25 protein-coding genes are annotated in these 24,573 nt (G+C 53.3%); 9 read left to right on the top strand and 16 right to left on the bottom strand.

The window, feature by feature from the left end:
* Window positions 1-23 precede the first annotated feature (23 nt).
* Window positions 24-3,662, bottom strand: a complete 3,639-nt coding sequence (locus RHJ31_RS03675; RefSeq protein ID WP_302677398.1) for a helicase-related protein — start codon at window positions 3,660-3,662, stop codon at window positions 24-26.
* Window positions 3,663-3,811: 149 nt separating this feature from the next.
* On the opposite strand from RHJ31_RS03675, the gene RHJ31_RS03670 reads away from it, so the two are divergent.
* Window positions 3,812-4,423 carry a cation diffusion facilitator family transporter gene (locus tag RHJ31_RS03670; protein WP_302677397.1) on the top strand — a complete coding sequence of 204 codons (612 nt, stop codon included), beginning with the start codon at window positions 3,812-3,814 and terminating at the stop codon, window positions 4,421-4,423.
* A 65-nt stretch (window positions 4,424-4,488) separates the two neighbouring features.
* Complete coding sequence (gene hisH / locus RHJ31_RS03665) at window positions 4,489-5,106, top strand: imidazole glycerol phosphate synthase subunit HisH (protein WP_399375694.1); 618 nt, start codon at window positions 4,489-4,491, stop codon at window positions 5,104-5,106.
* Window positions 5,107-5,155: 49 nt separating this feature from the next.
* On the opposite strand, the gene RHJ31_RS13215 is transcribed toward hisH, so the two are convergent.
* The 9 genes from RHJ31_RS13215 to RHJ31_RS03625 form a co-directional block, all read right to left on the bottom strand.
* The gene (locus RHJ31_RS13215; RefSeq protein ID WP_399373406.1) at window positions 5,156-5,248 is read right to left on the bottom strand and encodes an IS630 transposase-related protein; all 93 of its coding nucleotides are present in this window, start codon (window positions 5,246-5,248) and stop codon (window positions 5,156-5,158) included.
* Between the two features lie 160 nt (window positions 5,249-5,408).
* Window positions 5,409-5,900: a DUF2887 domain-containing protein gene (locus tag RHJ31_RS03660; protein ID WP_302677395.1), complete on the bottom strand. Its 492-nt coding sequence runs from the start codon at window positions 5,898-5,900 to the stop codon at window positions 5,409-5,411.
* 11 nt (window positions 5,901-5,911) lie between these two features.
* On the bottom strand, window positions 5,912-6,571 hold the full coding sequence (locus RHJ31_RS03655) for a Na(+)/H(+) antiporter subunit B (RefSeq protein ID WP_302677394.1): 660 nt from the start codon (window positions 6,569-6,571) through the stop codon (window positions 5,912-5,914).
* Window positions 6,568-7,098 carry a DUF4040 domain-containing protein gene (locus tag RHJ31_RS03650; RefSeq protein WP_302677393.1) on the bottom strand — a complete coding sequence of 177 codons (531 nt, stop codon included), beginning with the start codon at window positions 7,096-7,098 and terminating at the stop codon, window positions 6,568-6,570. The genes RHJ31_RS03655 and RHJ31_RS03650 overlap by 4 nt, the downstream gene beginning before the upstream one ends.
* A complete protein-coding gene (locus tag RHJ31_RS03645; RefSeq protein ID WP_181496944.1) occupies window positions 7,091-7,369 on the bottom strand; it encodes a monovalent cation/H(+) antiporter subunit G in 279 nt (92 codons plus the stop codon). Before RHJ31_RS03645 ends, RHJ31_RS03650 begins: the two co-directional genes overlap by 8 nt.
* Before the next feature lie 14 nt (window positions 7,370-7,383).
* A complete protein-coding gene (locus RHJ31_RS03640) occupies window positions 7,384-7,644 on the bottom strand; it encodes a hypothetical protein (RefSeq protein WP_181495024.1) in 261 nt (86 codons plus the stop codon).
* Complete coding sequence (locus RHJ31_RS03635; RefSeq protein WP_206200391.1) at window positions 7,641-8,030, bottom strand: Na+/H+ antiporter subunit E; 390 nt, start codon at window positions 8,028-8,030, stop codon at window positions 7,641-7,643. Before RHJ31_RS03635 ends, RHJ31_RS03640 begins: the two co-directional genes overlap by 4 nt.
* The gene (locus tag RHJ31_RS03630) at window positions 8,027-9,451 is read right to left on the bottom strand and encodes a cation:proton antiporter (protein WP_302677392.1); all 1,425 of its coding nucleotides are present in this window, start codon (window positions 9,449-9,451) and stop codon (window positions 8,027-8,029) included. The genes RHJ31_RS03635 and RHJ31_RS03630 overlap by 4 nt, the downstream gene beginning before the upstream one ends.
* 9 nt (window positions 9,452-9,460) lie before the next feature.
* Window positions 9,461-9,802 (bottom strand): cation:proton antiporter subunit C, encoded by a 342-nt coding sequence (locus RHJ31_RS03625; protein WP_149819866.1) that lies wholly within the window; start codon window positions 9,800-9,802, stop codon window positions 9,461-9,463.
* Between the two features lie 312 nt (window positions 9,803-10,114).
* On the opposite strand from RHJ31_RS03625, the gene RHJ31_RS03620 reads away from it, so the two are divergent.
* The 5 genes from RHJ31_RS03620 (at window position 10,115) to RHJ31_RS03600 (ending at window position 15,456) form a co-directional block, all read left to right on the top strand.
* Complete coding sequence (locus tag RHJ31_RS03620) at window positions 10,115-11,716, top strand: NAD(P)H-quinone oxidoreductase subunit 4 (protein WP_302677391.1); 1,602 nt, start codon at window positions 10,115-10,117, stop codon at window positions 11,714-11,716.
* Window positions 11,717-11,843: 127 nt separating this feature from the next.
* Window positions 11,844-12,071 carry a Calvin cycle protein CP12 gene (locus RHJ31_RS03615; RefSeq protein ID WP_011057657.1) on the top strand — a complete coding sequence of 76 codons (228 nt, stop codon included), beginning with the start codon at window positions 11,844-11,846 and terminating at the stop codon, window positions 12,069-12,071.
* A gap of 11 nt (window positions 12,072-12,082) precedes the next feature.
* Window positions 12,083-12,940 (top strand): fructosamine kinase family protein, encoded by an 858-nt coding sequence (locus tag RHJ31_RS03610; RefSeq protein ID WP_302677390.1) that lies wholly within the window; start codon window positions 12,083-12,085, stop codon window positions 12,938-12,940.
* A gap of 132 nt (window positions 12,941-13,072) precedes the next feature.
* Window positions 13,073-13,720 carry a signal peptidase I gene (gene lepB / locus RHJ31_RS03605; protein ID WP_302677389.1) on the top strand — a complete coding sequence of 216 codons (648 nt, stop codon included), beginning with the start codon at window positions 13,073-13,075 and terminating at the stop codon, window positions 13,718-13,720.
* A complete protein-coding gene (locus RHJ31_RS03600; protein ID WP_302677388.1) occupies window positions 13,717-15,456 on the top strand; it encodes an FAD-dependent oxidoreductase in 1,740 nt (579 codons plus the stop codon). The genes lepB and RHJ31_RS03600 overlap by 4 nt, the downstream gene beginning before the upstream one ends.
* On the opposite strand, the gene RHJ31_RS03595 is transcribed toward RHJ31_RS03600, so the two are convergent.
* The 3 genes from RHJ31_RS03595 to rpsN form a co-directional block, all read right to left on the bottom strand.
* Entirely contained in the window at window positions 15,453-17,090 is a 1,638-nt protein-coding gene (locus RHJ31_RS03595; RefSeq protein ID WP_206200397.1) for an acetolactate synthase large subunit, read from the bottom strand. The genes RHJ31_RS03600 and RHJ31_RS03595 overlap by 4 nt on opposite strands.
* Before the next feature lie 86 nt (window positions 17,091-17,176).
* Complete coding sequence (locus RHJ31_RS03590; protein ID WP_206200398.1) at window positions 17,177-17,464, bottom strand: 4a-hydroxytetrahydrobiopterin dehydratase; 288 nt, start codon at window positions 17,462-17,464, stop codon at window positions 17,177-17,179.
* A gap of 43 nt (window positions 17,465-17,507) precedes the next feature.
* A complete protein-coding gene (gene rpsN, locus RHJ31_RS03585; RefSeq protein ID WP_011057663.1) occupies window positions 17,508-17,810 on the bottom strand; it encodes a 30S ribosomal protein S14 in 303 nt (100 codons plus the stop codon).
* A 98-nt stretch (window positions 17,811-17,908) separates the two neighbouring features.
* Here rpsN and cysS point away from each other — a divergent pair, with 98 nt between their 5' ends.
* Both cysS and pyrE read left to right on the top strand, forming a co-directional pair.
* The gene (gene cysS / locus RHJ31_RS03580) at window positions 17,909-19,375 is read left to right on the top strand and encodes a cysteine--tRNA ligase (protein WP_302677387.1); all 1,467 of its coding nucleotides are present in this window, start codon (window positions 17,909-17,911) and stop codon (window positions 19,373-19,375) included.
* 14 nt (window positions 19,376-19,389) lie between these two features.
* Entirely contained in the window at window positions 19,390-19,959 is a 570-nt protein-coding gene (pyrE, locus tag RHJ31_RS03575) for an orotate phosphoribosyltransferase (RefSeq protein ID WP_302677386.1), read from the top strand.
* Here pyrE and purB read toward each other — a convergent pair.
* Genes purB through RHJ31_RS03560 form a run of 3 tightly spaced genes read right to left on the bottom strand, consistent with a single transcriptional unit; the run spans window position 19,956 to window position 24,568 of the window.
* A complete protein-coding gene (purB, locus tag RHJ31_RS03570) occupies window positions 19,956-21,251 on the bottom strand; it encodes an adenylosuccinate lyase (protein WP_206200401.1) in 1,296 nt (431 codons plus the stop codon). The two genes, pyrE and purB, sit on opposite strands and share 4 nt — an antisense overlap.
* A gap of 52 nt (window positions 21,252-21,303) precedes the next feature.
* Window positions 21,304-22,392, bottom strand: a complete 1,089-nt coding sequence (locus tag RHJ31_RS03565) for an LOG family protein (RefSeq protein ID WP_206200402.1) — start codon at window positions 22,390-22,392, stop codon at window positions 21,304-21,306.
* A gap of 31 nt (window positions 22,393-22,423) precedes the next feature.
* On the bottom strand, window positions 22,424-24,568 hold the full coding sequence (locus RHJ31_RS03560; RefSeq protein WP_206200403.1) for an ATP-binding protein: 2,145 nt from the start codon (window positions 24,566-24,568) through the stop codon (window positions 22,424-22,426).
* Window positions 24,569-24,573 lie beyond the last annotated feature (5 nt).

The raw sequence follows: 24,573 nt of genomic DNA, 5'->3' as shown, positions 1-24,573 counted from the left end.
GTAATAATCATCATAACCATACCTCACCTTGGCTCACTGCCTTGATTCCATAGTTCCTTCCAACTGTAGTTGACGCTACTAGCGGCAAAATCTGGTTCTCGTTGAAAGGGCTGACGAACATAGCGCACCACACAGTTTTTTTCCGCAACTTGATACTCTCCACTCGCTTCACGTAGGGCAAAAGCATCTCCTTCAGGGAAATTGCGGCTCACTGGCACCTGCACCAATGCCAAAATGTAGCTATCGGGCTTGTTCAGCGCCGTCAGAATTTCGTTTTTAGTAACGGTAACTGTTTCAGCACCTTCAACCCGACCTTTGACTTCGATAAACCGTAACTGCCCCGTGCCCAGTACCACGGATTCAATGTCATAGCCGCACTTGTGATCACTCACATCTCGCGGTTCATACCCCAGCGATCGCTCCATCGCTATGACGGCTGCAATTGCCGCTCGCTCTACCCGCCTAGTTTCCTTAGCAAAGATAGCGGCTGTCGATTCTCGTTTTCCCTCTAACCGCTGCAACAGCCCAATGGGCACCACTAGCACCGCAGCCACAACCACGGGTGGCAGGGGGGATAATCGGCGTTCCTGATCCAACTCTGCTAGACGCTTTTGCAGACGTGCAGACAACTCGTCGGCTCGTTGTTGGGCTTTGACAGAGTTGAGCTTGGCATTGGTTTTGCCTGCTTGCTCCTGTAAATGCAACTCTGCCGCCCGATGATCCCAGTAGTTAATCTCTTTGGTGAGGCGATCTTTGACTGCTCTGATCGTCTTGTCAATCAGTTTTTCCTTTTGTTGGCGGATCTCTTGGAGATGCTCAGGCACAAGATGGCAAGCGGCATAGCTCGTCGCAGTCTTTTCAATCTCGTCGCCAGTGGGCAGTTGAGCCAGCAGCGGCGCTAATAGAGGTTTTTCCGTTTCAGCCAAGGGGCGATAGTCAAGGTAAGGTGCATAACCTGCGTTTCGAGGAGAGAGAGATAAATGGTAGCTTTGTTGCTCACTTCTTCCCTCTTCTATATCCTCACTTCTTCTGGCCCGCATCTCCACATACTGCATCCGCCGCGAGACGACTCGGCGTTGACCATCTTGCCCAATGCGGCCATCTTGGATGGCATGTTCTAAATAGACTAAAACTCTGATCTCTTCACTGGGATCATTTTCGTCCACCAGAATGGCCCCTTGGCGCAAAATATGCCGGTGCTGTTCCAGAATCAAGTCAATAGTGGCACTCAGTAAAGGGTGACTAGGGGAAATCAATTCTGCCAAGGGTTTACCGCAAACACTCATCAAGCTTTTTTCAAAGCAAACCCTCTCATACCGTTTTGGAATCGCTGCACCCATGCCAATGAGACGGTCGCGATCGCGAATGAGCGCTGGCACATGGGTAATCTCATAGCGATTTGGTTCGCGCTGGCGAATGCTACCCCCTAGGCGCCGAAATGCCTCTAGGAAAAAAGCAGCAATATAGTGAGGTTGCAGTTTGCGAGCTTCAGCCCGTTCCATTTCTTGGCGAATCTGTTGGACTTGACTGATGTCCATGCAATCACGAGCTAGTGCCCGTTCCTCTAGCAGTTTTCGTAGCTGGTTAATATCCAAGCGATTGTCAATAATCCTTTCTAATTTCGCCCTCACCTGTGGCTTCTCGCCGTAGCGAATGGCCTCGATCATTAACTCCTGCAACTCTTTACCGGCGATCGCCTTGCCCAAAACATCAAAAACCTTGCCCCCTAGTGCTTGGTGCTGAATTTCTAGCTTTTTCAGTAGGGCTAAATACACATCCCCTTCACGAGTCTCCTCAGCAACCAAATTCCACAAATGACACACTTCGGTTTGACCAATGCGGTGGATACGCCCGAACCGTTGCTCCAAGCGATTAGGGTTCCAAGGCAAGTCATAGTTGATCATCAAATGTGCCCGCTGTAGGTTAATCCCTTCTCCGGCCGCATCGGTCGCAACCAAAATCTGTACTGCTACATCCTGCTTAAAGGCTTCTTCAGCTTTTTTACGTTCTTCGCGACCCATGGCGCCGTGAATGGCAACGACAGCTTCCTTAGAACCCAACAAATTGCTGATTTTGTCAACCAGATAGTTCAATGTGTCCCGATGCTCGGTAAAAATGACTAACTTGCGCCGATGACCACCCGCATCAAACATTTCCTTCTGGTTTTGTAGGAGTTTGGATAATTCCTCCCACTTGCGGTCTTGACCACTGCGCCACACCTGTAATGCCAGTTCTTCTAGTTGACGCAGTTGCTGAATTTCTGCCTCCAGTTCAGTGATGGTTTGAGCAGCGGTTGCTTGATCAACGAGTTCTTCTTCCCATTGTTCCCGTTCTTCGGCAGGTAAATCCTGCAGTTCCTTATCTAAATCATTTGACCAACTCAGAGAATCAGGGAAAAGGGGCTGAGAAGAGTTCCTTGTTCTGTCTGCTCGTCGACGAAGTTTTTCTTCCCGCAGTCGTGTCTCTAGTCTTTCCCGCCGGCGACGCAGGGATTCGTAAATTGCTTGGGGCGAGGAGGCAAGGCGGCGTTGCAAAATCGTCAAGGCAAAACCCACAGTTCCTTTACGGCGATCGCTCCCTAAGGCGTCTGCGCGGTTGAATTCTGTCCTGACGTAATCCGTCACTTGCTGGTAAAGCTTTGCTTCCAGATCAGACAGAAGATACTTTACGGTGTGTGCTAAGCGTTCTGGAAATAAGAGCCTGCCATCAAATTTGACTAAATCTTCTTTGACGACTCGCCGCATTAAATCGGAAGCATCACAAGTGTGTACACCGTCGCGAAAGCGTCCTTCAAAGCGATCGCCATCTAGGAGTGCCAGAAATAACTGAAAATCTTCTTCTCTGCCATTGTGGGGTGTTGCCGTCATCAGCAAAAAATGACGCGCTAGGGTAGATAGTAGCTTACCTAATCGATAACGCTTGGTTTCTTTAACCTCGTCGCTAAAGAAGGAGGCAGAAAGTTTATGCGCTTCATCAACAACAATTAAGTCCCAATCGCTTTGTTTGAGCTTGAGTTGCAGATTTTCATCGCGGCTGAGCTTGTCCAAGCGAGCAATCAGCAGGGGGATTTCTGTAAAGACATTCCCGGTACGCGCCGCTTCGATGCGGTCATTGGTGAGTATCTCAAAGGGCAGGTGAAACTTTTGGGACAACTCCTCCTGCCATTGTATTGTCAAACTGCCGGGGCAAACAATCAGGCATCGCTGTAAATCCCCCCGCATCAGCAATTCTCGAATCAGCAACCCTGCCATAATGGTTTTGCCTGCCCCCGGATCATCCGCTAGGAGAAAGCGCAACGGTTGACGCGGCAGCATCTGGCCGTACACCGCTGTAATTTGATGGGGTAAAGGTTCTACCAATGAGGTATGCACCGCTAGCAACGGATCAAATAAGTGTGCTAGTCGAATGCGATGAGCTTCAGACACTAACCGCAATAATGCCCCGTCCCCGTCAAAACTCCAGCGGCGAGCTGCACTAACAATCTCCAAGGCTGGCTCGCGATCGCGAAACAGCAGTTCTGTGTGAGGCTGTCCATTGAAATCTTTATAAGTCAATTCAACGACGTCACTTCCATACCACGTTGCGTCAATCACTGTGACAATTTGATTCGGAAGAAGGCCTTTGACTGCTGTACCGTGGGTCAGGTCTTCAAGCTTTGCCATAAGTGATGCGGCAGGCTAAGAGGTTCTAATATTACTTATTATTATTAGCTAATTTACAGCATTCATTAACCAAACAATTGTGCTATTCGAGGTCTAGCAACCCTATAGCTACTTCAGCCATGATATTTAGATACGTTTGGGAATAGCCCATGTCCGATTGTGGTTGCCACATCGAAGCAAGAAATGCGGCGGAGCGCAAAACCCTGCGAATTGTGCTGCTGATCAACGTGCTCATGTTTTTTGTGGAGGTGATTACTGGCGTCCTTGCCCAGTCCACTGCCTTGATTGCTGATTCTCTTGATATGCTGGCCGATGCTCTCGTCTATGGCCTCTCCCTCTATGCCGTGGGGCGATCGCTCAAGCAGAAAACCCGTGCAGCAAGTCTAAGTGGCCTGTTTCAAATAACGCTAGCCGCCCTAATTTTGCTGGATGTGATCCGTCGCTTTGTCAGCGGTAGTGCCCCAGAGGCAGATTGGATGATGGCGATCGCCCTCCTTGGGCTAGTAGCCAATACTTGCTGTCTGTATCTGATTGCCCAACATCGGCGGGGGGAGGTGCATATGCGGGCGAGCTGGATTTTTACCCAAAACGATGTCATTGCCAATGTCAGCGTGATTGGAGCAGGGGCGCTAGTGACCATTTTTCAGTCTCCTTATCCTGATTTGATTGTGGGGTTTGGCATCGCCAGCCTTGTGCTTTGGGGCGGGATTCGCATTATTCGGGATGCAAGGCAAGCAGGGATGAGTACCCCTGTAGAATAGGTAGGGTTACCCTTTGGGAGAGGCTTTCTGTGAGCACACCCGCGATCGCCATTATTGACTACGATATGGGCAACCTGCATTCCGTGAGTAAAGCCCTTGATGTGGTGGGGGCAACACCCTTAGTGAGCGATCGCGCCAGTGACATTTGTGCTGCGGATGCCGTGGTTCTCCCCGGTGTCGGTGCCTTTGACCCCGCCATGACCCATCTCCACGAGCGGGAACTGGTGCCTGTCATTCAGCGGGTGATTCAGCAGGGGATGCCCTTTTTGGGGATTTGTCTGGGTCTGCAAGTCTTGTTTGAGTGCAGTGAAGAAGGCAGAGAACCCGGCCTTGGTATTTTTGCGGGGAAAGTCAAACGCTTTCAATCTGAACCCGGTCTCCCAATCCCCCACATGGGCTGGAACCAACTGACCTTGACGCAACCCGCCTGTCCCCTCTGGCAGAATTTACCGCCAACCCCTTGGGTGTATTTTGTTCACTCCTACTTTGTCGCCCCTGAGGATCCAGAGTTAGTGGCCGCCACCGTCCGTCATGGTCAGCAAACTGTCACAGCCGCGATCGCCCGCACCAATGTCTTTGCTTGTCAATTTCACCCCGAAAAGTCGGGCAAGATCGGCCTGCAACTACTGCGCAACTTTGTCACTCTCGTCAAACACCAGTATGGCCATTTTAATCAAGAATGAGATATTATCCAGTCCAATAATTCCGAATCACCTCATCACACCGTTCTTGCTAGCGCATCTGTTTTTTTCGGGTGATGCCCATCTGATTGAGGGTGTAACCAACGGTGGAAACTTGTACCCCAAATCGCTGGGCACGATCGATTAAACGGTCATCGGGATGCTTTGAGTCGCTTCACTGATTTTGCCGCCTTGCTTGATATTAGGAGACAACCCGCTCTCGTAAGTCCGAGCTATAGCTCATAAGGGAGTCAGGGGGCATGGGCTAAGCATAGAAATCAAGCCAATCAGACACTTCCCCAAGGTCAGTCCTGATAAAACCGCGTCCGCTTCAGCTCTTCAGTCGTAAACCCCAGCATCCGCAGCACCTCCTCGCGACTTAGTGTGGTGAACTTGTACAGGACAGTTGTTATGATTAACTCTATTATGGCTTGCTGCTTCAGGTCTGTTTCTGTCTGACTCCGCTGCGCAAGTAATCGATTGGGATAAATGACCACGGCTTGCCCATCAGAGAAGGTCTGGCGATACAGACGCAAATAGAGAAAGATTTTAGCAAAGAAGCGTTCGTAGAAGGTATTATCTCTTTGAAACTGGACTTCACAAAAATAGACCACTCCTGAGGGATCAGGGGGGACAAAGACACCGTTAATGCGGAAGGCGGTTTGCTTGAGTTCAACGGAGTCAAAGCGGTAGCCCCTAGGATAGTCAATTCCAAGCAGCTCAAAGAGCGTCTGAGGCAGTTGAGCAAAAGTTGGTAAAAGAGGGAGTCGCGGCGCATGGGCTAGGGAATATATCACGGGAGCATGGATTAAAGCAGGCCGCGATAGCGAATAAATGTCAGCACTGCCGCCCACGACCCCAAAGCCACTTTCAGGGCAATGAGGATATTCAGCCAAGGAATCCAGCCACCACTGAGGAGCGTGCCAAACTGACCCGCCGGCAAGGCCACCCCCATCAACAGGCTGGCACCGCAGAGAATGAAAACAATCACGGAGATTTTTTCCCATCTGGCGGCATGGAAGCGACGATAGATGCTCTCTAGCCATTCTGGAGCTGAGGTAATGGCCACAAGCCCGATCGCCGTCCCGCCAGCAACGCCAGCCGCAAATCCACCCCCTGGACTCAGGTGCCCCCGCAAGGCCAACTCAATACACACAAGGGAGCAAATGGTGGCGCCAAATCTTGCCAAAACAATCGAGGGCTGATCATTAAAGCGGCTAACGTGGCCAAGGGGTTTTTCATTGCTGAGCAAATACTGCGCCCCCATGATGGCAAGGGTAAAGACCACCACTTCAAAAATGGTGTCGTACAGGCGATTGCGCAAAATCACAGCCGTAACGGCATTGGGAATGCCACTCTGGTTAACAAGAGTTTCGACAATGGGAAGCGTTGGTACCGCAGATAAGGTGGGGATCATCAGCATTTTCACCAGCAGCAGCACTGCCGCAATGCCATAGAGCCAAATCATGTCGCTGACTCCTCTTCACTGGGCAAGGGGTAATACACGAGTTCTGTGAGATTAGTGAGGTGGGGCTTGAGGATGGTGTAAAGGCGTGCTACACGAGTCATCGTTAATAATTGAGTGGTTTCTTCAGCACATAGGGCATGAATCTCGCGATCGCGGAGCGCTATTTTAAGTTGCTCAAAGGTGGGATAAATGATTAATTCAACACGCAAATGATAGGGAGCAACGGCTTCACGAATGGCTGCCAGTAAGTGATCCAAGCTATCGCTGGAGAGTGCCGAAGCTAAGATGCCCAATCGCAGCACCAAGGAAGAGCGTACTGCAACGGCGTAGAGCATAATTGAGAGCATTGTTCCCACAAGGGCTTCGGTCAGCGCCACATCGGCAGCGCCGAGAATGGCATAGAGCAGGGCCGCCACCGCACCAATAATGCCACGAATGACAAGGGCGTGGTAGGGATTCTCCTGAAACACCAGCATCAGAGCCGTTAGAGGCAAGAGTGCAGTGACAGCAATGAGCCAGCTATCCATCAGTGTCCTCCCCTTGGGAGCAGTAGGCCAAAACGTAGCCCAGAATGGTGTTCCAGAGGGCGAGGGAGATCAACGCCAAGACCAGAAGCGGCCATTCGCGGGGAATGCGCAGCAAGACGCCGATCATGATTGCCATCGAACCTAAGGTATCGGAGACTGACAAAAAATGCAGTTTATAGAGGGGCGATCGCCGACCCACCAGCGGCCATGTTCCCCACAGCCAAAGAAAGAGACCAAAACTAATACAGGCATAACTGATCCACTGTAAAATCACTGACCCCCTCCTTAAAGATTGGCGACATCCCGTAGTCGCCGCAGAATCTGCGCCAAGAGCATCAGGGCACCATTGCCCACACTAAGGATGATCACCCCCACAATGCCAATCATCCAATCATCCCGCTGCACCGACACCAGCAAGATCATAATGGCTGCCTTTGTGGCAATACTGGCAAAGGCCAACATCTTCGACCAGATGTGCTCCCCCTTCCAAGCAGCATAGAGGGGAATGCCCAGAATCAACAGCATGATGACTAAAAAGGCGGTCATTTTTCGGGTCTGTGCTCCACTAGTTGATGCACTTCAAACCAGCCCTCCTCGTCGTAGTGCAGCACGATCGTCTTGGGGGTGAAGGTAATCGTAAAAATATCCAGAAAAATCAGACCGGGGGCACGGGTAGGATCAACGGGTTCACGGACGATCGCTTCATGACGATGGGGACGCACCATCATTTCAATTGTCTCAAAGTAGGCACGGGGAACAGCCATCGCCACTTTTCCTAGGGTACTCAGCCACTGCCGCAGTGTTGCCACACCCCCTCGCCCTTGGGGCAGCAGGAGCGAAACCAAAATCCCAATCGCCAGATTGACCAAGCCAAAGTCCGCCGTCAGCAGCAGCCAAATCGTCAGGCGCAGGGCAAAGTTCAAATAATTCATAGCGCTAACCCCACCAAGCCAAGTAAGAGTAACAGCATCACCCCTAGAAGATGCTCTAGGCGCTCCCAAGCCCCTCGCCAAGCGGATTCCCAGCGGGAGACCCCCAAAGCCACTAGGCCACACCCCACCAAGGGCGGCAAAAAGGCGCGTAACAAACTCATGCCACTACTGTAGGCTTCCATGTAGCCGGCATTGGCCAGAAATAGCCCACCCAAGAGCACCATTGTGGCGGCACTATAGCCCATAGGGGTCTTGCTAGGATAGCGGGGCAAAAAGAGGAATTTGCTGTAAATTGTGGCGGTCAAAAAGCCAGCACCATAGAGCAGTCCCTGCTGCCACGGATCAAGGTAACTCAGGGTCAAGGCCTTAGCGGGGAATCCAGCAAGGAAGGGCACACCGATAATGCCATAACCGGCAATAATCAGGGCGATCGCCACTGGGCGCGGCAGACCCTCTTGGCGCAATTCACTAAGACGATAGTGGCACAGTTCCCCCACACTCAAAAAAAGACTGGCCTTGGCTAAGCCGTGCATCAGAGCATACAAACCCGCTGCCGGTGGGGCAATGATCACCCATCCTAGGTGGCCAAGGGTACTAAAGCTGAGCATCCGTCGTACATCATCGGCCACCAAAGCAAATATTGAGCCAAAAAAGATCGAGGCGAGGGCAAACAGCTGCACAATATCGGCAATGTTGCTATGGAGCAGACTGACGCGAGCAAGGCTAAACACCCCAGCATTTTCGACAATGCCGGCCAGGAGAGCAGCAACAATGGGAGCAGCAACGACGTTAGTTTGGGGCAACCAAAGCCCACTGATGAAAATGGCGCCCTTGGCCAACAATGCCATCAAAATTAGCGCCACAGCCTCTGGCGGTGCCTGCATCAGGGCACTAAAGGCAAAGGTATGGTTTGTCTGATAGACGAGCGCCACCCCCATTAGATAAAAGAGCATGGCCACGTTGCTCACCATCAGGTAGCGTAGGCCAATCCAGAGGGGGCGATCGCTACGGGGATAGGCAATCAACAAAAAGACAACAATCCCCAGCACCTCAATATTGACGTAGAGACTGAGGAAATCCGCTGAAATAAAGACGGTGTTGGCACAGCCGTGGAGCAGACACAGCAGCACATAGAAGAACGCTTTATAACCCTCCTGCCACGTATGTAACAGTGCTGCCAAAATGACGAGGGCATTGGTGACAATAAAGTAGCCACTGAGGGGGTCAATGCTCAGGGAAATGCCAAAGCTATCGAGTAGGACAAACGCAGTGTTGACTTGGTTAATGGTGATGCCTAAGCCGACACAGAGGGAAACAAGGGCGATCGCCAGCGGCAGACCCCGCGCTAAGGGGGGCAATAAGTAAAGCGTTAAACCCGCCACAAAGGGCAACAAAATCCAAGCGATCGCCAGCGCCGTCATTGCCGCTCCCTACAGGTACTTTTGATCAATTTCTGGGGTTTCCAACGTCGGGTTATCCCGCGCTAGCTTCATTGCTGCCACCAGCATCAGCGTTTGAATCGAAAGGCCAATCACGATCGCGGTTAAAATCACGGCTTGGGGTACGGGGTCGGCATAGGCAGCATCAAAGGCTCCGCCACGGGCAATGGGCGTGACCAGACCACTGTGGGTGGCAATGACCACAAACAAAGCCACTACGCCGGTGCTCATGACATCCATCGTCACAATCTTCATTAGCAGGTTTTTCTTGACGATCGTTGCTAGAAACCCGACGAGGATAGTGACAAAAACACTGGCTTCCAAGAAAATCATGAGACCCCACCCCCAGACACTCTGGTATTTAGAACAAACTGTAACATTCTGCTTTGCCGTTACACCTTGCCTGTTGCTATAAAACTGCACTGCCGCAACCAACGGTGAGGAACCTTAAGCCCGTCAACCCCCATCTTAACTTTATTCAGATCAATATTAATTCTTTATAGAATAGATTTTTGTCAATAGAAGTGTCACAAACTTTATAATTTAGAAAAATGCTTAACAATTTGCAACATTTGGCAAATAGGTATATATTCTTATTCAGATGCGTGAACAGAGTACTGGACTCGTCCCTTGGGGGGTTGTCTGATGAATGTCCAATTTCCTTGGCTGACTGTACTAACACTGCTGCCTTTAGTGGCAGCCTTTTTCATTCCCGTATTGCCCGACCGTGAGGGGAAGACAGTCCGCTGGTATGCCCTAGCGATCGCCCTCCTCGAATTTGGCCTCTCGGCAATGGTTTTCTGGCAGCACTACGATGCCCAATCCGCCCAGATCCAAATGGTGGAAACCGTGCCTTGGCTGCCGCAAATCGGCCTGAACTGGTCCCTAGCGGTTGATGGCCTTGCCGTCCCCCTGATGTTGCTGACGGGTCTGGTCAACACAGTGGCAATCTTTGCGGCTTGGCAAGTAAAGCAGAAGCCGCGTTTATTTTATTTCCTGATGCTGGCGCTCTACAGTGCCCAAATTGGCGTCTTTGCCGCCCAAGACCTCATCCTCTTCTTCCTGATTTGGGAATTGGAACTGGTGCCCGTCTATCTACTCATTTCCATCTGGGGGGGAGCCAAACGCCAATACGCCGCTACAAAATTCATCCTCTACACTGCCGTTGGTTCCCTCTTTATCCTCATTGCTGGCCTCGGGATGGCCTTCTATGGGGGGGACTTTACGCTCAGCATGGCGGCCTTGGGTCTCAAGGACTATCCCTTGGCGCTGGAACTGCTGGCCTATGGTGGTTTCCTGATTGCCTTTGGTGTCAAGCTGCCGATTTTTCCGCTACACACTTGGTTACCCGATGCCCATGGTGAAGCCTCGGCGCCCGTGTCAATGGTGCTGGCAGGCGTGCTCTTGAAAATGGGGGGCTATGGCCTGATTCGCTTCAACCTGCAAATGTTGCCGGATGCCCACATCTACTTTGCCCCTGTTCTGATTGCCCTTGGGGTCGTGAATATTGTCTATGGTGCCCTGACTGCTTTTGGCCAAGAAAACCTGAAGCGGCGGCTGGCCTACTCCTCGATTTCCCACATGGGCTTTGTGCTGCTGGGCATTGGTGCCCTCAATGGCATTGGTCTCAATGGGGCGATGCTGCAAATGCTTTCCCACGGTTTGATTGCGGCTGTTCTCTTCTTCTTGGCCGGGGTGACCTACGATCGCACCCACACATTGGCCATGGAAAAAATGAGCGGGATTGCCCAATCCATGCCGAAAACCTTTGCCCTCTTTACTGCTGGCTCTATGGCCTCGCTGGCACTGCCCGGTATGAGTGGTTTTGTCAGTGAACTGACGGTCTTTTTGGGCTTGACCAACAGTGATGCCTACTCCACGACCTTCAAAGTGGGGGTGATTTTCCTTGCCGCTGTTGGGGTGATTATTACGCCCGTCTATCTGCTCTCGATGGTGCGCCGTGTCTTTACGGGCAAACAAGCGGGCGATATGTTTGACAAACTGCTGTTGGACATCAATCCCCGTGAAACCTTCATTGCCCTGTCCCTGTTGGTGCCGATTATTGCCGTGGGGATGTATCCCAAGCTAGCCACCCAAACCTACGATGTGACCACGACAGCGATCGCTAGCCATGTCCATGCGGCTCTGCCGGCGGTAGCGCAGCACCATCTGCCCCTCTATGCCCAACTGACCCAATCCGCCCCCAGCCTAGTTAGTGAAGCAACCGTTGCCGACAGTACCCTCTAGGGGTAAGGGGTGGGGATGCACCGTCTCCAACTGGCAGTTCAGGGCATTCATTGCTAGAGTGGAGTAACGGCATTCCTGCCCTTGGGCAGATTGCATAAACTGAATACGGTGATTCAATAAAGGCTCTATGAGTAATCTCGAGAAACAAATTGAACAAGCCCGCGAGGAAGCCCACAAAATCTGTGACACCGAAGGGGCAACCTCTGGACAGTGTGCCGCCGCTTGGGATGCCCTTGAGGAACTGCAAGCGGAAGCTGCCCACCAACGCGCTGAGCAGCAAGATCACAAAACCTCCTTCCAGCAGTACTGTGATGACAATCCTGATGCTGCTGAGTGCCGCATTTACGACGACTAAGGGTTGAGGGTGTGGGTCGCTGGCAACAGTTGTGGGATCAATTTGCCGCAGCGACGGGTCAGCGGCTCCATGAGGGTAAAGCCCTTGCGGTAGGGGGCGGCAGTATCAACACCACCTATGTGTGGCAACATCCTGAGCAACCCCTCTTTGTTAAATTCAATCGCCCTGAACGGCAGGCCATGTTTGCTGCCGAAGCCAATGCCCTGCGGGCGATCGCCAAGGTTCAAGCGATTCGCGTTCCCCTTCCCCTGCTATGGGGAGTGGTTGAGGACGCGAGTTTTTTAGTGTTGGAATACTTGCCCCTCACCAGTGCCGGAGATTGGTGGCAAATGGGGGTAGAGCTGGCACAGTTGCACCTCAAGAGCACTGGCGATCGCTATGGCTGGTCGGAGAATAACACCATTGGTGCCACTCCTCAAATCAACCCTTGGTCAGACAACTGGGGGGAGTTTTTCCGCGATGCTCGCCTGCGTTATCAGTTTGATCTGGCTCGCCGTCGGGGTGGACACTTTCCCAAGGCGGAGCAGCTCCTAGCAGCCATTCCAGAACTCCTGAACCATGAGCCAACCCCTACCCTAGTGCACGGCGATCTCTGGTCGGGAAATGCTGCCTTTTGTCGTACGGGGGAACCCGTCATTTTCGACCCCGCCAGTTACTATGGCGATCGCGAGGTGGACTTGGCCATGAGTGAACTCTTTGGTGGCTTTCCTGCGGCCTTTTATGAGGGCTACAACGCCACCTATCCCTTAGCAGTTGGCTATAGGCAACGGAAAACCATCTACAACCTGTACCACATCCTCAATCACTTCAATCTCTTTGGCGGCAGTTATGGGACTCAAGCCCAGTACATGATTGAGCAGATCCTTTAACTACAAGCTGCCCTGTGGAACAGAACGCTTGCCAAAGCACTCTAAAATCAAACAGTGCTCCCTCGCCTCACATCCCTGTAGTATCGTGGAGTGCATGGCTTCAATTTTTGAGTGTTTGCGAGATTCCTTCCTATGTCCGATGGCAAAGTGCCACCCACAAATGCTTCTACCCCTGAATCAGTGACAGCCAAGGCCGAAAAGACGACAGAACCTTGGTGGCTGGAGATGGCCAAAACCTTGGGGCTGGCTGCTCTGTTGGCCTTTGGTATTCGTACCTTTGTAGCAGAAGCGCGCTATATTCCCACCGGCTCGATGGAAGAAACCCTGCTGATTAACGATCGCCTGATTATTGAAAAGATCAGCTACTATTTCCATGCCCCCCATCGCGGCGACATTATTGTTTTCAATCCAACTCCGGCCTTGCAACAGGCAGGCTTTCGTGATGCCTTTATCAAGCGGGTGGTGGGCTTGCCTGGGGATCGCGTGGAACTCCGCCAAGGCCGCGTCTATATCAACAATCAACCCCTACCCGAACCCTATCTAGCTCCCTCGACATTGACCTCCGTCGATACCTGTGCCGGTATTCAGCCCTATCTGGCTCAACCGCAGGTGATTCCTGCCAACAGCTACTTGGTCTTGGGGGATAACCGCAATAACAGCTTTGATGGCCGCTGCTGGGGCGTGGTACCGCGCAATTACATTATTGGTCGTGCGGCGATTCGCTTTTGGCCCCCCGATCGTTGGGGGTTGATTACCGATCCCAAGGAACCGCAACAGTGAGGCAAACCCTGCGCACCGAGGTACTCGTTGTGGGTGGTGGCACAGGGGGGGTAGCTGCTGCTTTAACGGCGGCTCGCATGGGAGCGCAAACGGTGCTTGTCAGTGAAACGCCGTGGCTAGGGGGCATGCTCACCAGTGCTGGGGTGGCGGCGCCCGATGGCAATGAACTCATGGCGTGGCAAACCGGGCTGTGGGGTGAGTTTCTGCGGGCGATCGCCCAACGCCAAGTGGGGGGGCTAGATCATGCTTGGGTGAGTTTTTTTACCTTTGAGCCAAAGGTCGCCGCTGATCTTTTTGCCGAGTGGGTCAAGGCAACCCCCAACCTGACGTGGCTTGTCGGTGAACTTCCCCAAGCGGTTTTGCGCCAAGGCGATCGCGTCCTCGGGGTGGAATTGACCACCCTCACCCTCCATGCCCAAATCACGATTGACGCCACAGAACTCGGGGATCTCCTTGCCTTGGGGGAAATTCCCCATCGCTGGGGGTGGGAGTGGCAGGCAGACACCCAAGAACCCTCAGCCCCCCCAGCACCCACAGCCTTGACTCAAACCTATCCCGTTCAAGCCCCCACATGGATTGTCGTTTTACAGGACTACGGTGAGGGTGCCACTGCCCCAGAGATTCCCCCTTCTCCCCTTTGGGATGAGCACAAGTTTAACGGTGCTTGGGCAGGCTATGACCCGCTGCACTTTCTCAACTATGGCCGCCTGCCGGGAAACCGCTTTATCCTCAACTGGCCGCAGCAGGGGAATGACTATGGGGTGGGTCTGGAACGGCTGATTGGCTCTGCCCAAGAGCGACAGGCCTTTTGCCAAGAGGCACGCTGGCACGCCCAAGATTTTGCCCGTTATGTGCAGCAACAGTTGGGTCGCCGCTATGGTTTAGCGGAAGAGACGTTTCCCCAACTCCCTGACCAACTGGGGGGCGGTGCCTATGCCCTCCATCCCTATTACCGCGAAAGTCGGCGCCTGATGGGTGTCACCACAATTCACGAGCAGGATATTCTCCCCACTGCGCCACCGCCCGTTGATGCCCAAGGTCACTACACGGGCATTGCCATCGGCAACTATCCGAACGATCACCACTATCCGGGGATGGAACTCCCCCTTGTCCCTAAGTCCATTCGTTGGGGCGGTCGTTGGACGGGGACGCCCTTCGTGATTCCCTATACGTCGTTGATTCCCCAGACGGTAGAGGGCTTTCTAGTGGCAGAGAAAAATATCTCGGTGACCCATATTGCCAATGGTGCCACTCGCTTGCAACCGCTGGTAATGGGCATTGGACAGGGGGCAGGGTGGCTAGCCGCCACAGCCATTCGCCAAGGGAAATCGCTGCACCAACTGGTGGGCACCCTTGATCTGAAGCCCCTGATTCAGGAGTGCCGACAGGCAATCTTTCCCTTCTTTAACCTGCCGCCGCAACATCCCGAATGGGAAGCTTGGCAACTCCAGACACTCAATACATTTGATCCCACAGTTCCCCTACCGCCGACGGTGGCGATCGCCCAACCGACACCCATGATCGTGAGCGCCGGCATGCAAACGGTTAGCGGCGAATTTGTGAAACTAGGGGAACAGGCGTATCAACTCCGCACGGATCAGTGGTCTTGGCCTTTGGTAACACTCCACCCCACCGTCAACGAGCAACTGCAAACCTATCAAAGTGGGCAGCGAATCACAGTAACGGGGTTTATGAACCCCTACGCCCCTTGGATTCGGGTGGCGTGCGTGGCCTAAGTTTCGCAGCTTAGCTCCCCAAGGCGTTGATTAAAACGCAGATTCTCACTGTAGTCCACGGGGACATCAATAATGCTGGGCACAGACTGCGCAAGGGCAGTTTTCAACGTTGGGATAAAATCAGCGGTGGCTTCAATGCGATACCCCTTGAGTCCCATGCTCTCGGCCAACTTGACAAAGTCCGGGTTACCAAAGTGGACATAGGCAGATTCACCAAAGTAGCGCTGCTGCTTCCACTCGATGAGGCCATAGCCGCCGTCATTAAAGACGATGGTTGTAAAGTTGGTTCCTATGCGCAGCGCGGTTTCCAGTTCTTGGCAATTCATCATGAAGCCGCCATCGCCGGTGACTGCCACCACATGCCGCTGCGGATAGACTAATTTCGCCGCTATTGCCCCTGGTACGGCAATCCCCATTGCGGCAAAGCCATTGGAAATCAGGCAGGTATTGGGGCGATCGCAATGGTAGTGACGGGCAATCCACATCTTGTGGGCACCCACATCAGAAATGACGATATCCTCTGGCCCCATGACTTGACGCAGGTCGTAGATGAGCTTTTGCGGCTTGACGGGAAAACTCTCATCTTGGGCATATTGGCAGTAGTCCGCCACAATGTCTTGGCGCAGTTGCACGGCATAGGGGGTGGGCTTATCTTGGCGATCGGCCCGCTTGAGAATTTCATAGAGGGAGTCAGAAATATCTCCCACCACCTCAATCACAGGAATATAGCTGCTGTCAATTTCGGCATGGGTGGCCGCAATATGGATAATGGGCAAGCGGCCATCGGGGTTCCAGCTTTTCGGGGAATACTCAATCAAGTCATAGCCAACGGCAATCACTAAGTCAGCATGATCAAAGCCGCAGCTAATGTAATCCCGCTGCTGGAGTCCCACCGTCCACAGGGCAAGGGAGTGCTGATAGGGAATGACCCCTTTACCCATGAAGGTATTGGCCACGGGGATATTCAGCTTTTCGGCAAAATGGGTGAGGGCAGCGGCAGCGTGGGCACGAATAGCGCCATTCCCCACTAAGATCAGGGGGTTCTCAGCAGCATTGATCAGTTCAGCGGCCTTGAGAATGCTCTGGAACGAGGCATAGGTTTTTTCGGGCGGGCTAGGCTTGAGGGGATAGCCCTCAGCTTCCATGGCGGCAATGTTTTCGGGCACATCAATGTGAACCGCCCCTGGCTTTTCATTCTGGGCAATCTTAAAGGCCTTGCGGACAATTTCTGGCGTAATGCTGGGGCGGACAATCTGGGCATTCCATTTGGTTACCGGGCTAAACATGGCCACCAAGTCCAGATATTGGTGGGACTCGATGTGCATGCGATCGGTGCCTACCTGCCCTGTAATGGCCACAAGAGGAGCACCATCGAGGTTAGCATCGGCAACACCGGTCATTAAATTCGTAGCACCGGGACCGAGAGTAGAAAGACACACCCCCGCTTTGCCGGTGAGACGACCATAGACATCGGCCATAAAGGCCGCCCCTTGTTCATGGCGGGTGGTGATAAATTGAATGGGGGAGCGACGCAGCGCTTGCAGGACATCAAGATTTTCTTCCCCCGGCAGACCAAAAATGTATTCTACGCCTTCATTTTCAAGGCATTTCACGAGTAATTCGGCGGTATTCATAAGGATGGGCGATCGCGGGCACTACTCCTTATCGTAGTTCTGTCTTTTTCGCCCAATCCTTAAATATTGGCAAATGCTGACGAAAGTTATGCCGCGGCCAGATCGGAGATCACCTTGGCCAGATCAATGTCCTTTTGGGTAATGCCGCCGGCATCATGCGTCGTAAGGCAGACCGTCACCCGATTCCAAGAAATGGATAAATCAGGGTGATGTCCAGCTTGCTCAGCGGGATCCACCAGACGATTGACAAAGGCAATGGAGCCAAGAAAATCCTTGAAAACAAATGTTTGCTCAAGGCGATCGCCCGCCAATTTCCAGCCCGCTAGGTTTGCTAGTTGTGCCTCAATATCGGCTGGAGAGAGTCGCTCTGCCATGGTTGTGCCTCAACCCTATTAGCTCTAGAGTAGCAGAGGCAATTTACCAACTGGACTTGACCACCCCCGGCAGCAACCCTTGGTGAGCCATTTCCCGCAGGGCATTGCGGCAGAGGCCAAAATCACGATAATAACCACGAGGACGACCTGTCAACCAGCAGCGATTCCGTAGCCGCGAAGGGGCACTATTGCGGGGCAACCGTTGCAGTTGACGATGGATGCTCATGATCTCTTCTTGGGTTTCGGCGCTGGCCAGTTGAGCCTTGAGTTCTTGGCGTTTGCTGGCGTATTTAGCAACAAGCCGTTGCCGCTTTTTTTCCCGTTCGATCATGCTTTTTTTGGCCATGGGGGTGTGTTTGTCCTCGATAATGATGAATTTGGTATTCTATATCCTATCAAAGAGCGATTTGCTGCTGCAACTGTTGATCCTTGCGGGGTGTTTCTGTGCCCTTACATCTGTACAACACACTGTCTCGCCGCCTTGAACCCTTCTCGCCCCTGCACCCAGAGCGGGTGACGATCTATGCCTGTGGTGTCACGGTGTATGACTACTGCCATTTGGGGCACGCCCGTTCCTATGTGGCTTGGGATGTGCTGCGCCGCTATCTCACGTTCTTGGGCTACGTGGTGCACTATGTGCAAAATTTTACCGATATTGATGACAAGATTTTGCGCCGCGCCCATGAAAACGGCGAGACGATGGCCACAGTGAGCGATCGCTACATTGCCGCCTACCACGAGGACATGGCGGCCTTGAATATCCTACCTGCCACTGCTTATCCCCGCGCAACAGAGGTGATTCCAGAAATTATTCACCTCATTCAAGGGCTACTGGATCGCGGCTATGCCTATGTGGCCGGCGGGGATGTTTACTATGCCGTGGCACAATTTCCCAGCTATGGCAAGCTCTCCGGGCGCCAGCTTGAGCAACTCATGGCCGGTGCCAGTGGCCGCATTGAGGAAGAGGAGGAGCAGCGCAAACGCCATCCCCTTGATTTTGCCCTCTGGAAAGCCGCAAAGCCGGAGGAAATGGCTGTTTATGACCCGTGGGAAGCCCCTTGGGGTAAAGGGCGCCCCGGCTGGCACATTGAATGCTCGGCAATGGTGCGACAGGCCTTTGGGGCAACGGTGGATATTCATTGCGGTGGCATGGATTTAATTTTCCCCCACCACGAGAATGAAATTGCCCAATCGGAGGCGGTGACGCAACAGCCCCTAGCCCGATTTTGGCTCCACAACGGCTTTGTTACCGTCAACACAGAGAAAATGTCCAAGTCCTTGGGGAATTTCACAACCATTCGTGATCTGCTGGCTCAGGGGGTGGATGCCATGGCCTTGCGCCTGTTGGTTTTGCAGGCTCAGTACCGCAAACCCTTGGACTTTACGCCAGAGGCACTGACCGCCGCTGCCAAGGGCTGGCAAACCCTGAAGGAGGCGCTACAGCTCAATCGGCAGCTCTCCCTGCCCGTCATTGATCCAGAGGGGGTCAAAGCTCACCCCACTACCCAAGCCTTTTGTCAAGCTATGGATGAGGACTTGAACACCGCAGCAGCTCTAGCGGTCATCTTTGAACTGGCCAAAGTCCTGAATCGTGAGCAGCATCGCTATCTCCACGGGGGAGACTGGGGGCGATCGCCCGCTGAAATCAGCCGCGACTGGCACACCCTAGTCACTCTTGCTCAGGTTTTGGGTCTAGAGGCAAAAGCAGAGGCACAAGCTGCGTCAACGGTTGGCCTAACCGATGAGGAGATTCGAGAGTTAATTGCTGCTCGCACCGCTGCCCGCCAAGCCAAGAACTATGCGGAGAGCGATCGCCTGCGGGATCTCCTTTTGGCTCAAGGGGTCAAACTCGTGGATCAAAAGGACGGCACCACCCATTGGTTTCGCGTGCCCGCTGGCTCAACCCCCTAACTGTGGAGAACACTATGCACGATTCCCTTGCTGACCTGCGTCAGGAACTCTTGGCGCTTCTGTGCCGCGATGCCTACCGTGCCGGCGAGTTTATCCTTTCCTCTGGCCAAAAAAGCCACTACTACATCAACTGCAAACCCGTGACCCTATCAGCGCGGGGCGCTTACCTTGTGGGGCGGCTCTTCTTGGCGCAGTTAGCCCCTGAAGCGGTGGCGGTGGCGGGTCTCACCCTTGGGGCGGATCCCTTGGTGGTGGCAGTGAGCGTGCTCTCCAATGTGCACGGGCAGGATCGGGCAGCGCTGATTGTGCGCAAGGAAGCCAAAGGCCACGGCACGATGAGCTTTATTGAAGGTCCTCCCTTGCCCCAAGGGGCGGTGGTTACGGTGCTTGAGGATGTGATCACGACGGGGGGGTCTGCCCTCAAGGCGGTGCTGCGGCTCCAAGAGGCAGGCTATGTGGTCAATGAGGTTCTGGCCATTGTCGATCGCCAAGCGGGCGGGGAAGCTGCCTTTGCCGCTCAAGGAATACCCCTGCGATCGCTCTTTCGGATTAGCGACCTCGAAGCCTACCTCAATGCGGTCTAAATTCCCAACCGCTGGTAAATTTCCTCGAGGTACTTGAGGTGATGTTCAGGGTTAAAGCAGGCCTCGAGTTCCTCTGGTGTCAGGTAGCGCTGAATCTCTGGATCCCCTTTGAGGTTGGCAGCAAAGTCACCGTTGGGTTGATTCCACGCGGCATGGGCATGTTTTTGCACCAAGGCATAGGCAGCTTCGCGACTCAGCCCCTTCTCCACCAGCGCCAAGAGCACCCGCTGACTAAAGATGACACCGCCGTAGCAGTTCATATTGCGGCGCATATTTTCGGGATAGACCTGCAGCGTCTGCACCAAGTCAGTCATTTCCACCAGCATAAAGTGGCTGAGAATCGAGCTATCGGGCAAAATCACCCGTTCCACCGCACTGTGGGAAATATCCCGCTCATGCCAGAGGGCAACATTTTCAAGGGCAGCCAAAGCATTCCCCCGCAGCACCCGCGCTAGACCGGTCAGTCGTTCGGAACGAATGGGATTGCGTTTGTGGGGCATCGCAGAGGAGCCTTTTTGTCCCTTCGAGAAGAATTCCTCGACTTCAAGGACATCGGTGCGCTGAAGATTGCGAATCTCAACAGCAAAGCGCTCGAGGCTGGCTCCCAAGAGGGCAAGGGTTTGGGCATAGTCGGCATGGCGATCGCGGGAAATCACCTGTGTTGAAGCGGTATCGGGTTGGAGACCGAGTTTTTGGCAGGCGATCGCCTCCACCCGCGGATCCACATTGGCATAGGTGCCCACTGCCCCCGAAATTTTGCCTACGGCCACGGTGCGCTGCAATTGGCACAGGCGATCGCGATGGCGCAGCAATTCCGCCAGCCAACCCGCGAGTTTGAACCCAAAGGTAATGGGTTCGGCATGAATCCCATGACTGCGTCCCACCATCACCGTATAGCGATGTTCTTGGGCACGGTGGCGTACTGCCTGAATGAGCTGCTCCAACTGCTCTTGAATCAGCGTCAGACTGGCCACCAATTGCAGGGCTAAACCGGTGTCGAGGACATCGGAACTGGTCAAGCCAAGGTGAATATAGCGGCCGGCATCGCCAACATGTTCGTTGACATTGGTGAGGAAGGCAATGACATCGTGCTTTACCTCTGCCTCAATTTCCAGCACCCGTTGGGGGTCAAACTTGGCCTTGGCTTTGATTTCAGCGACGGCGTCAGCAGGAATATGTCCCAGTTCGGCTTGGGCTTCGCAGACCGCAATCTCAACATCGAGCCATGTTTTTAATTTGTAGGCATCCGTCCAGAGATTCCCCATTGGGGCAAGGGTATAGCGTTCGATCATGGGCGTATGTATCTCTAAGGGTGATCAAAAACGGTCATCTGGGGGCGATCGCCTATTTGCGTTCGGGATGGTACACAGTTTCCGCCGTGGCAAAGCCATTGAGGCGATAGATGAGTTGGTAAAGACGGCTGTAGTCCCGCTGGTTAAAGTGCAGGATCAATCGCGGCAGGTGGAGCGTGTGAGTCAAGGCAGGACGGTTAATGGGTTGCTCGTCTTCCACTTCCCGAGGCAACGGTTCAGCGCGTTCAATCTGCCCCGACACGAGGATGTCTTGAAAATCGCGATTGAGTTCTGCCAAGGCGGCATCACTAATGTCTTGGTTCAACCGCAGCACCAAGCGATCGCCCACATAGCGGCTAGAGTGATAGACACGATAAAAGCCACTGAGGTAAGCCAACCCCTCCTCAACACTGGTGCAAATGCGGTAGAGTTCCTGATCTTCACGGTTAATTAGTCCCTTGGCTGCCAGTTCTTCACGAATAAATCGATCCCAATGCTGCCAGTAGGTGCCGCCGGGAATGTCCATCAAGACCAAGGGTTTAGGGGGGGCTTTGCCCGTTTGACAGAGAGTCAAGCATTCAAAGGCTTCATCTTGGGTGCCAAAGCCACCGGGAAATACAGCAATGGCATCGGTTTCCTTGAGCAAAAAGAGCTTGCGCGTAAAGAAGTACTTGAAGTGAATCAGACGCGGATCCCCTTCAATATAGGGGTTAGCCCCCTGCTCAAAGGGGAGTTCAATGTTCAGGCCAAAGGACTTATTGGAGCCTGCCCCTTTGTTGCCAGCCTCCATGATGCCACCCCCGGCACCGGTGATAATCATAAACCCCGTGGCACTCGCCGCTTGGGCAAAGGCCACCGCCATTTCATAGACTGGCGCCGTGGAGGGAGTGCGTGCCGATCCAAAGATCGAAATTTTGCGGGTATGGCGATAGGGGGCAAAGACCCGCAGGGCTTGGTGCATATCCCGCAGGCAGGAACGCAGAATCTTCCAATCTAGTCGTTCCAGTTCCTCATCGGCAATATCCAGAAAAAGTTGCAGGGCTTGGTAAATCACGTCGCCGTGGGGCACCCTATCCAAGCGACGAATTAACTGTTCAAGGTCTTGCTGTAGGCTACTTAAAGCGACTCGCGAAAGGGTCATGGCACCCTAAGAACGTTAGCACCCTATTTTATCAGGCAGCGGGATCACCTGATGCAGTGGGTAGGCTGAGGGTAAAGGTGGTAATGCCCGCTTCACTGTCGGCGCTAATTTCACCCTGCAATTGCTCCACGAGTTTTTGGGTGAGGGCAAGGCCTAAACCCGTTCCCCCCTGTTGCCACGGATCGGCATTGGGAATGCGATAAAACTTTTCAAAGATGCGCGGTAGCTCCTCACTAGGAATCTCTGAGGGATTACTCACTTGAATTTGCAGGCGATCGCCCCCGATTGGATCAAAACGGACAACAATCTGTGCGCCAGCAGGGCTGTACTTACAGGCATTGTTGAGTAACTCTGCCAAGATGCGGGCTAAGGCATGGCGGTTGGAGAGGAGGGGCGGCAACGTGGCGGGGCGCAAAATCTCAAGGGATTGCTGCCGCTGTTGCATGCGGTTGCGGAAGGGTTCGAGCACCGAGGGCAGCCAACTGTCGAGATCAATCACCTCCTGTTGAATCTGGCTGCGCCCTGCCTCTAGGCGTTGCAGATCCAGCAAATCATTGATCAATTCCGTTTCGCGGTTGCACTCATTGGCGAGAATGTCGAGGTAGCGTTTCTGGCGATCGTCGGTGGCAAATTGCTTCAGCATATAGATGGCCATTTTCATATTGGCCATGGGGGTACGCAACTCGTGGGAAACGGTACTCAAGAAATCATCCTTAATGGCATTGAGCCGCTCTAGCTCCTGCATTTTCTGTTCCAGTTCGGCAGTACGGGCGCGCACTTGGCGCTCCAAATCCGCATTGAGTTCTTGTACCTGTTGGTAAAGCTGCGCTTGGTGAATGGCGAGGGCACACTGATCGGCAATGGTTTTGACGAGGCTTAAATCTTCTGGTGTCCAAGACTTGGGCAGGGTTTGTTGCCAAAGCTGGCGATCGCTTGCCAAAACGGACGTTGCCTCACTGGGTTCCCACTCCCAATCGAGGAGCGTAATTTGGCCGAGGAGTTGGCCAAGGTAAACTAGGGGAGTGATCACCAAGGCATTGACATTTAAGGTTCTGAGATCCGTTTGCAGCGGCTCTGGCAGATCTGGGCGACTGGCAGCTAAGACCACCTGTTCACCGCTGCGAAGGGTAGATTCAAAGAGGACGATCGCCTGCTGGTTGAGAGCAATCAAGTGGTTAGGTAAGCTGACAAATTGAGGACGGCTGGCATAGGTAGGGCTATTGGGCGCATGGGTTTGCGTAATCAGGCAGAGGGTCGATCCCAAGGCTTCTAGGAGTAAATCAGCGGTAATTTGCAGAACTTCCGCTGCCACCATGGTGGTACGCATAGCTTGAATGATGCGGTTAATGATGGCCTCACGGCGGGCTTGGTTGCGCAGTTGTTCCTCGGCTCGCTTGCGATCGGTGACATCCATGACATAGCTGCGGATCAGCTCACTTTCATAGATGTAGTGAATGGATTGCTCGTAGATGCGCCCTTGGTACTCCACCTCCCGCACATGCACTTTTTCTTGGGTTTGCTTCATGTAGCGTGCGAGTTCCGGCAATCCCAGCAATAGAGGATGAGTCAACTTCTGTTGCTGTAGATCCCGAAACTGCATCACTGCCGCTGGATTGAGATACGTCACCCTCCCCTCTAAATCCACTTCCAAAATTGGGTTGGGCGTCAGCTCCGGATAGGAGGCCAAGCGCACTAAGGCCGCTTCACTAAAATTCTCGATATTACCTTCACTGAGGGGGACAAGTGTTGCAAAGGGATTGGTGCTTTTGGAGAGAAATCCTAAGACATCGGTACTGCGGCAAAAATCCTGAAACTCCGTATCCGTCATGTTCGTCAAGGTCAAGTAGCGGGCACGCACATCGCCGCCAAACACAATCATGTCACCGCCACGCAAATCATGGGCAACAATCCGCTGGCCATTGACCAGAGTGCCATTCGTACTGCGCTTGCCCTGCAAATCACCATCAATGAGGCGAAAAAGATGGCTATTGGTTTCAGGACTGGTCACCCGTAACAAAATCGCGTGCTGCCGTGAGACCATCTTCGAGTGAAGCACAATTGAATTCGTTGGATCGCGACCGATGGAATAAGTGGCTGCCTCTAGCAAAATAGGTCGCCGCCCCTCACTGTCTTCGAGGACTAACAGGTGGCGGACTGCCTGCCGCTCGTGGCTCACCGTTG

The organism is Thermosynechococcus sp. JY1331, from assembly GCF_031583475.1.
Taxonomy (GTDB): domain Bacteria; phylum Cyanobacteriota; class Cyanobacteriia; order Thermosynechococcales; family Thermosynechococcaceae; genus Thermosynechococcus.
Note: the sequence above shows the minus strand (reverse complement) of the source record. Positions and strands in the feature narration are given on the sequence as shown.

What these genes read in the sequence shown, in the direction of transcription:
- RHJ31_RS03670 (WP_302677397.1), top strand. Translation starts at nt 3,812, where the DNA reads ATGTCCGATTGTGGTTGCCACATCGAAGCAAGAAATGCGGCGGAGCGC.
- pyrE (WP_302677386.1), top strand. Translation starts at nt 19,390, where the DNA reads ATGCACGATTCCCTTGCTGACCTGCGTCAGGAACTCTTGGCGCTTCTG.
- RHJ31_RS03640 (WP_181495024.1), bottom strand. Translation starts at nt 7,644, where the DNA reads ATGACCGCCTTTTTAGTCATCATGCTGTTGATTCTGGGCATTCCCCTC.
- lepB (WP_302677389.1), top strand. Translation starts at nt 13,073, where the DNA reads ATGTCCGATGGCAAAGTGCCACCCACAAATGCTTCTACCCCTGAATCA.
- RHJ31_RS03625 (WP_149819866.1), bottom strand. Translation starts at nt 9,802, where the DNA reads ATGATTTTCTTGGAAGCCAGTGTTTTTGTCACTATCCTCGTCGGGTTT.
- rpsN (WP_011057663.1), bottom strand. Translation starts at nt 17,810, where the DNA reads ATGGCCAAAAAAAGCATGATCGAACGGGAAAAAAAGCGGCAACGGCTT.
- RHJ31_RS03595 (WP_206200397.1), bottom strand. Translation starts at nt 17,090, where the DNA reads ATGAATACCGCCGAATTACTCGTGAAATGCCTTGAAAATGAAGGCGTA.
- RHJ31_RS03630 (WP_302677392.1), bottom strand. Translation starts at nt 9,451, where the DNA reads ATGACGGCGCTGGCGATCGCTTGGATTTTGTTGCCCTTTGTGGCGGGT.
- RHJ31_RS03655 (WP_302677394.1), bottom strand. Translation starts at nt 6,571, where the DNA reads ATGATTTGGCTCTATGGCATTGCGGCAGTGCTGCTGCTGGTGAAAATG.
- RHJ31_RS03590 (WP_206200398.1), bottom strand. Translation starts at nt 17,464, where the DNA reads ATGGCAGAGCGACTCTCTCCAGCCGATATTGAGGCACAACTAGCAAAC.
- RHJ31_RS03675 (WP_302677398.1), bottom strand. Translation starts at nt 3,662, where the DNA reads ATGGCAAAGCTTGAAGACCTGACCCACGGTACAGCAGTCAAAGGCCTT.
- purB (WP_206200401.1), bottom strand. Translation starts at nt 21,251, where the DNA reads ATGATCGAACGCTATACCCTTGCCCCAATGGGGAATCTCTGGACGGAT.
- RHJ31_RS03620 (WP_302677391.1), top strand. Translation starts at nt 10,115, where the DNA reads ATGAATGTCCAATTTCCTTGGCTGACTGTACTAACACTGCTGCCTTTA.
- RHJ31_RS03615 (WP_011057657.1), top strand. Translation starts at nt 11,844, where the DNA reads ATGAGTAATCTCGAGAAACAAATTGAACAAGCCCGCGAGGAAGCCCAC.
- RHJ31_RS03635 (WP_206200391.1), bottom strand. Translation starts at nt 8,030, where the DNA reads ATGAATTATTTGAACTTTGCCCTGCGCCTGACGATTTGGCTGCTGCTG.
- RHJ31_RS03650 (WP_302677393.1), bottom strand. Translation starts at nt 7,098, where the DNA reads ATGGATAGCTGGCTCATTGCTGTCACTGCACTCTTGCCTCTAACGGCT.
- hisH (WP_399375694.1), top strand. Translation starts at nt 4,489, where the DNA reads ATGGGCAACCTGCATTCCGTGAGTAAAGCCCTTGATGTGGTGGGGGCA.
- RHJ31_RS03565 (WP_206200402.1), bottom strand. Translation starts at nt 22,392, where the DNA reads ATGACCCTTTCGCGAGTCGCTTTAAGTAGCCTACAGCAAGACCTTGAA.